At 52.4% G+C, this 6,125-nt stretch carries 7 protein-coding genes; 3 read left to right on the top strand and 4 right to left on the bottom strand.

Translation table 11 applies throughout. The features are described from left to right. Window positions 1-68: 68 nt before the first annotated feature. Window positions 69-347 carry a DUF1435 domain-containing protein gene (locus tag RT197_RS20915; RefSeq protein WP_312953115.1) on the bottom strand — a complete coding sequence of 93 codons (279 nt, stop codon included), beginning with the start codon at window positions 345-347 and terminating at the stop codon, window positions 69-71. A 211-nt stretch (window positions 348-558) separates the two neighbouring features. Here RT197_RS20915 and RT197_RS20910 point away from each other — a divergent pair, with 211 nt between their 5' ends. Continuing rightward, on the top strand, window positions 559-1,623 hold the full coding sequence (locus RT197_RS20910) for a GGDEF domain-containing protein (protein ID WP_312953114.1): 1,065 nt from the start codon (window positions 559-561) through the stop codon (window positions 1,621-1,623). A gap of 94 nt (window positions 1,624-1,717) precedes the next feature. Next, window positions 1,718-2,506, top strand: a complete 789-nt coding sequence (fhuF, locus tag RT197_RS20905; protein WP_312953112.1) for a siderophore-iron reductase FhuF — start codon at window positions 1,718-1,720, stop codon at window positions 2,504-2,506. Between the two features lie 51 nt (window positions 2,507-2,557). Here fhuF and RT197_RS20900 read toward each other — a convergent pair whose 3' ends face one another. Continuing rightward, window positions 2,558-3,895 (bottom strand): PTS sugar transporter subunit IIC, encoded by a 1,338-nt coding sequence (locus tag RT197_RS20900; protein ID WP_312953111.1) that lies wholly within the window; start codon window positions 3,893-3,895, stop codon window positions 2,558-2,560. Window positions 3,896-4,222: 327 nt separating this feature from the next. On the opposite strand from RT197_RS20900, the gene RT197_RS20895 reads away from it, so the two are divergent. Next, entirely contained in the window at window positions 4,223-4,681 is a 459-nt protein-coding gene (locus tag RT197_RS20895) for a YbaK/EbsC family protein (protein WP_312953110.1), read from the top strand. Window positions 4,682-4,721: 40 nt separating this feature from the next. On the opposite strand, the gene bglJ is transcribed toward RT197_RS20895, so the two are convergent. Then, the gene (gene bglJ, locus RT197_RS20890) at window positions 4,722-5,357 is read right to left on the bottom strand and encodes a DNA-binding transcriptional activator BglJ (RefSeq protein ID WP_409529709.1); all 636 of its coding nucleotides are present in this window, start codon (window positions 5,355-5,357) and stop codon (window positions 4,722-4,724) included. A gap of 11 nt (window positions 5,358-5,368) precedes the next feature. Then, window positions 5,369-6,091: a response regulator transcription factor gene (locus RT197_RS20885; RefSeq protein WP_312953108.1), complete on the bottom strand. Its 723-nt coding sequence runs from the start codon at window positions 6,089-6,091 to the stop codon at window positions 5,369-5,371. Between the last annotated feature and the right edge of the window lie 34 nt (window positions 6,092-6,125).

The following is a 6,125-nucleotide window of genomic DNA, read 5'->3' as shown; positions in this document are numbered from 1 at the left end:
TTCAGGTGTTAGTGTCCTTACGGACGTGGGGGTTCAAGTCCCCCCCCTCGCACCAGATATCTTACCTCTCATCCCGGCAGTTTCAGATTACTCACCACCAGCATTATCCCCCCAATCAACGCGACGCTCGACGGCAGCAGCACAAAATGACGTAATCGTTTATGCCAGATCATCACCGACGTCAGCAGCAAACCCAGCACAATTAATCCACGCCAGACATCTACCGACAGATCGGCAAATGTCAGTCCGGCAACAGCCACACCGGGAATTAAGACGCCCCAGCCACTTTCCAGCGCTCGCTGCAACATGATTCCGTCTCTCACAGTGATAATGATAACCAATATCATATGATATGTTTTCTCATTTGTCAGCCATGATCCAAAAGGGGTAGTACATTTACTATCCTGGTAATGACAGACATTCCTTAAGGTGATAAATTGTGCGCCCTAAAAGTGAGACCCACGAACACCTGATATTTTGCGCCTGTTTTTCACGCGCGTTATTTTCATTTTGGCGATGTTAACTTTTTAACCACAAGTAAAATAACGAATTACTGATATGACAGCACACACCTGGCGCTCTTTGAAGAACAAGAAATATCAGCTCTCGCTGCGGCTGTTTCTGTTCCTCAATTTAGCCTCAACCATTTTTTCAACGCTCAGTCCTCTGTATAGCGTCCGTACGCTGACGATACCGGTCTGTCTTATTTCCCTTGGAAGTGCAGGGGTATTGCTCTGGCACTGGAAATATCCTCATAAAAAAATAAATATTGATGCGATATCGATAGCTTCCGGCTGCCTGTGGGCCTGGCACGTTGCCATAAAATATGCCCAGGTTCAGCCGCTGGATTTTAGCTATCTGGTGATTGCTTTATTAAGCGTACTATTTATCGGGACAATATCTTTTTCCGATAACGTTCGCGCGTTCACCTTACATTCGCTGCCGATATTTTTAACCAGCCTGTGGCTCAACGATGGCGAGCAGTGGATGCGCATGGTTTACTGTTTTGCCCTGCCGATGGTGGGCATTACCATTCAACATGCGATCCAGAAACGTAACGACTCTTTTGCGCAAAGCCTGATGTATAAGCTGCTTGAGGAGCGCGAAACGCTGAACGATCTCAGTATGCTTGACCCTCTCACCGGCCTGTATAACCGACGCGGATTAAAAAATCGGCTCGATACCCTGCTGGCACTCGGCACAGGTCAACATTTCGTCCTGCTGATCGACATCGACCATTTCAAAGCCTACAACGATCACTACGGTCATATGATGGGTGACCAGGCGCTCATTCGCGTTTCGGCGGCGGTTCGCGACGCCGTGCGCTCGCGCGATATCGTCACCCGCTTTGGCGGAGAAGAGTTTATGGTGCTGTTAACCAGCGTCGATGCCACTCAGGCTCAGCAGAAGGCCGAGCGTATCCGCCAGCAGGTTTACGATCTGAAAATTCCCCATATGTTTAATGAAAGCGTCGCCACCAACGTCACGGTCAGTATTGGGATTGCGGCACTGGAGGGAGACGCCATCGACAGCGCGCTGGAGAATGCCGACAAGGCGCTGTATGAAGCTAAGCATCTGGGGCGTAATAACATTCTTAGCAGCGACGAGATGCGCTTTGCCTGACTGACGCCGGTAACGCGAAAAACAGTTGCGATCGCCTTTGTCTATAGTTAGGATTGGCAATCATTATCATTTAGATTCCAGTCCTTCTTTGCGTATGGCATACCGTTTCTCACCCATTGCTGAAGACGTTATCTGGCAGGCTCCTTTTGTGACGAAAAGAGCATCGCTGGCCGAGTCCGTGCGTCAACGCATTGCGGAACATCGGGCGCACATGCTGGAATTTATTCGTCTGGATGAACTGCCTCCCGCACAGGCGATGACGCTGGCTCACTGGTCGCGTCCTGCGGAGCTGCGCTCCCTGCTGGCGCTGTATGGCGATCATATCTACCGCAATCAGCCAACGCAGGCGCGTGAAGACAAGCCTTTACTCTCCCTCTGGGCGCAATGGTACATCGGCCTGATGGTGCCGCCGCTGATGCTGGCGCTACTGACCGAGCCGCGCGCGCTGGATCTTTCCCCTGAACGTTTCCACGTCGAATTCCATGAAACGGGCCGCGCCGCCTGCTTCTGGATTGAGGTGGCGGAAGATATAAAAAGCAGTCTCCTGCCGCCCGCTGAACGCCTGCAAACACTGGTCACCCAGGCATTGATCCCCATAGTCGACGCGCTGGAAGCCACCGGTGAAATCAACGGTAAACTTATCTGGAGTAACACGGGTTATCTGATTAACTGGTATCTGGGTGAGATGAAACCGCTGCTGGGTGATGACCTGACCGACGCGCTTCGCCAGCAGTGTTTCTTTGTCAGACAGCTTTCTGACGGGCGCGATAATCCGCTGTGGCGCAGCGTGGTGCCGCGTGATGGGCTGCTGGTGCGGCGCACCTGCTGTCAGCGTTACCGGCTGCCGGATGTCCAGCAGTGCGGCGACTGCACGCTTAAATAAATGCCAAATAGTGATCTGACCCGGCGGATAATTCTCCGCCGGGCCGTCAGGTTATGCCATCTGTTCTTCAGCGGCACGCTGTGCTTCTGCGGCTTCCTGTTCCAGCAACTGTTTCTCGTACACTTTAAAGAATGGGAAATAGATGACGGCGGACACGCAGGCCAGCGCAATGACGAGGATCGCCGCGCGGAAATCCCAGCCCAGCGCCCAGGCCGCGCCGACCGGTGCAGGCGCGGTCCATGGAACGACGGAAATCACCCGACCAATCAGATCCATTTTCATCACGCCCCAGGCAATCACCGCATTCACCATCGGTGCCAGCAGGAACGGAATAAAGAAGACCGGGTTCATCACGATGGGCGTACCGAAAATCACCGGTTCGTTGATGTTGAAAATACTCGGCACCACGCTCAGGCGACCAATCGAGCGCAGATGCACGGAACGGCTGCGCAGATAACAAATCACCAGGCCCATCGTGGCACCGGAACCGCCGATCACTACGAAGAACGTCCAGAACGCTTCCATAAAGATGTGCGGCAGCGGTGCGCTTTGTGCCAGCGCGCTCTGGTTCATCCCCAGGTTGGTCAGCCAGAACATCTGCAGCATCCCGGAGACGATCGCCGCGCCGTGAATACCGGCAAACCACAGCAGATGGCCGATCAGCACCGCCAGCAGGATCGCAGGCAGGGAATCCGCTGCGGAAACCAGCGGTTTAAACAGCGACATAATCGCCTGTGGGATCAGCATCCCGAACTGGCTCTGGATCAGCAGGCTTAGTGGATACAGCGTTAATACCACCACCAGCACCGGGATCAGCAGGTCAAAGGAGTTTTTGATCATCGGCGGCACCTGATCCGGCAGGCGGATACCGATGTTATGCGCTTTCAGGAAACGCATCATCTCCACGCAGTAGAGAGCGACCAGAATAGCGGTAAAGATCCCCGTTCCGCCCAGGCTATCAACCGGCAGCGTGCCGTTGGTTTTCGGCGCGGCGACCAGCAGAAACGCCATAATCGACAGCATTGCACACATGAAAGGGTCAATCTGAAATGCTTTCTCGTAGTGCTTACCGAGGTTATAGGCAATGGCGGCGCAGATATAGATAGACATGATGCCCATCGTCATATCAAACGGGGTCAGAATACGGCCTTCAAACTGCTTCGCCATATCCAGCCAGGCGCGGGCGAAGCCCCAGGTGGTATCCGGCGAGAACGGCGGATAGGCAAATACCAGCAGGAACGAACCGACAATCATAAACGGCATCGCCGAGATAAAGCCGTCACGAATGGCCATAACGTGTCGCTGGGACGAGATCCGCCCGGCGATGGGGCTTACGTAGTTTTCTACGAAGCGGAATATTAAATTAAACGCAGCATGATTAGCAGACATAGCAGCCCTCCTGACAGGCTATAGACGTAAGCACAGCGACCCTTATTTTGCAGCCGTGTGCGCTTTCTCTATGTAAGCGAAACTCCATGCGGGTGATTTCATTCACAAGGGTACATTTCATACACGGCTCTTATAATGTTGTTACAGTGGAAGTTACAGAAGTAGTATTAAACCGCATTTCATCATTCTGCAACCGGTTACTGTAACCGGTTGCAGTGAATGTGAAGGGGATCGATAAATCTCAATCTGTGAGACTCATTGACGGGGTTATTTACATTCATCCTGCGCATGTGACAGATTGAACGGGATAATAGTCAGGAGATCCCAATGAGTCTGCAATCTGTGCGGCAATTTTTTGCTGAACACGCCCCCGATATTGAAATAATTGAACTCGATCAAAGTACGGCCACCGTTGCCCTCGCCGCCGCCGCACATCATGTCGCGCCGGGGCAAATCGCCAAAACCCTGTCACTGAAAGTCAAAAATGAAGCCATTCTGGTGGTGGCAAAAGGCGATGCCCGGCTCGATAACAAAAAGCTGAAAACCACCTTTGGCGCGAAGGCGCGTATGCTGAGCAGCGATGAAGTGCTGACCCTCACCGGGCATCCGCCGGGCGGCGTCTGCCCTTTTGGCCTTGAAAACCCGCTGACCATTTATTGCGATATTTCGCTTCGCCAGTACGCTGAAGTGCTTCCGGCGGCGGGCGCAATTCACAGCGCGATACGGATCTCACCAGAACGAATGGCGCAACTCACCGACGCGACGTGGGTGGACGTCTGTCAATAGTCAAACCTGACAAAGAGCCTCTTTGTCAGGTCACTGTCCCTTAATGCGGCGTGAACGTGCTTTCTTCAGGTACACTCTCTTCAAAGAGAGGAAAATTGATGAGGATATCCGCCGCATGTAACAGCCCCACATCGGAGTTAACCCCGAGCTTGGTCATCGCATTGAATTTATGCGCGCGGATAGTTTTGATATTACGCTCAAGCTGGGTGGCAATTTCCGGCATTGAGTACCCGCAAGCCATAAACTCGAGGATTGCCCGCTCCGTGGGACTTAACATGCGCGAGCTGCTGACGTACCAGTGATTATGAACGTTCACATTCACGCGCCGGGTTTCACGCAGTAGCGCAATAAGCTGCGCCTGAAGCACCCCCAGCGGCGCGGTTTTGCTGATAATTCCATGCAGGCCAGAAGGCGCGAGGTGGCTAACCAGCCTGGCCTCACGCTCATCATTAGCCAAAATAATACGCTGGGTTTTTGGGCTACTCTGACTTAGCTCGCCAAGAAATAGCAAACCTTCTCGCCGCTGTTCCCGGCTACCGGAAAGCGAATAAATAACAGAAAAAAAAGCACGCCTGCCTGACGTTTTTTTTAGGTCCTGAGAGTTCCTGAAAAAATGTATCGTATAGTGATCGGCAGAAGCCGTTTCAAAAAGACTCCGCAGACCCGCTTCGGTCATCATGCACTGCTCTACGATAGCGACATGTCGCCTTGTGGGACTTTTTTCCATTCTATCGAATCTCCATAGGCTGAAAATAAATTCAGCTCTTTCATCCCTTGCGCGCTATTGATCCATGCGTACATCTCGGCATTGCTGCGTAACGCTAAACGGCGCATAGCGCTGTTTTTCTGGGCGCTAATCGTTTTATTACTCTTTTTCAACAACGCGGCGATTTGATTAATCCCCCATCCCTTACCCAGCAAACGCAGCACTTTACGCTCAGATAAGGTCAGTAACGTCAGGGGATCTTCTTCGCCGGAAGCGTCTTCGTGGTCCGTTGAAAGTAGCGTCTGGCTAATCCGTTCAGCAGACAAACCGCCCGCACGGATTGCTTTAATGACCAGATCAACGGGTTCCGCATCTGAAAGCAGGGTGCTTTCCGGGCGCATCAGAAACTCGACGGCGAGCGGATAAATTGGGCGAGAAACGAGAAATACCCAGTGGATATCACGGTATTGAGAAAGCAGCGAATAGTACTGTTCGCAAACGGCACGTGCCTGACGAAATTCACCGGAGAGGTCCACCAGCACCATTGAAGAACGGCGAAGCTGAAAGAGCGTCAGCTCTTCAGGAGAGCGGTATGAGGTGATTTCATACTCAGGGAAATGAAGTTCCATAATCCCGCAAAGCCCGGTTTGCATAACCGGTATTTTGCTGATAACGACGCCATATTTGCAGCATCCTGATAACATATAACCTCCGCATCCAATCGAAGATTCACTTTAT

The organism is Superficieibacter sp. (assembly GCF_032071645.1).
Classification (GTDB): Bacteria; Pseudomonadota; Gammaproteobacteria; order Enterobacterales; family Enterobacteriaceae; genus Superficieibacter.
Note: the sequence above shows the minus strand (reverse complement) of the source record. Positions and strands in the feature narration are given on the sequence as shown.

What these genes read in the sequence shown, in the direction of transcription:
- RT197_RS20915 (WP_312953115.1), bottom strand. Translation starts at nt 347, where the DNA reads ATGATATTGGTTATCATTATCACTGTGAGAGACGGAATCATGTTGCAG.
- RT197_RS20910 (WP_312953114.1), top strand. Translation starts at nt 559, where the DNA reads ATGACAGCACACACCTGGCGCTCTTTGAAGAACAAGAAATATCAGCTC.
- fhuF (WP_312953112.1), top strand. Translation starts at nt 1,718, where the DNA reads ATGGCATACCGTTTCTCACCCATTGCTGAAGACGTTATCTGGCAGGCT.
- RT197_RS20900 (WP_312953111.1), bottom strand. Translation starts at nt 3,895, where the DNA reads ATGTCTGCTAATCATGCTGCGTTTAATTTAATATTCCGCTTCGTAGAA.
- RT197_RS20895 (WP_312953110.1), top strand. Translation starts at nt 4,223, where the DNA reads ATGAGTCTGCAATCTGTGCGGCAATTTTTTGCTGAACACGCCCCCGAT.
- bglJ (WP_409529709.1), bottom strand. Translation starts at nt 5,357, where the DNA reads ATGACCGAAGCGGGTCTGCGGAGTCTTTTTGAAACGGCTTCTGCCGAT.
- RT197_RS20885 (WP_312953108.1), bottom strand. Translation starts at nt 6,091, where the DNA reads ATGTTATCAGGATGCTGCAAATATGGCGTCGTTATCAGCAAAATACCG.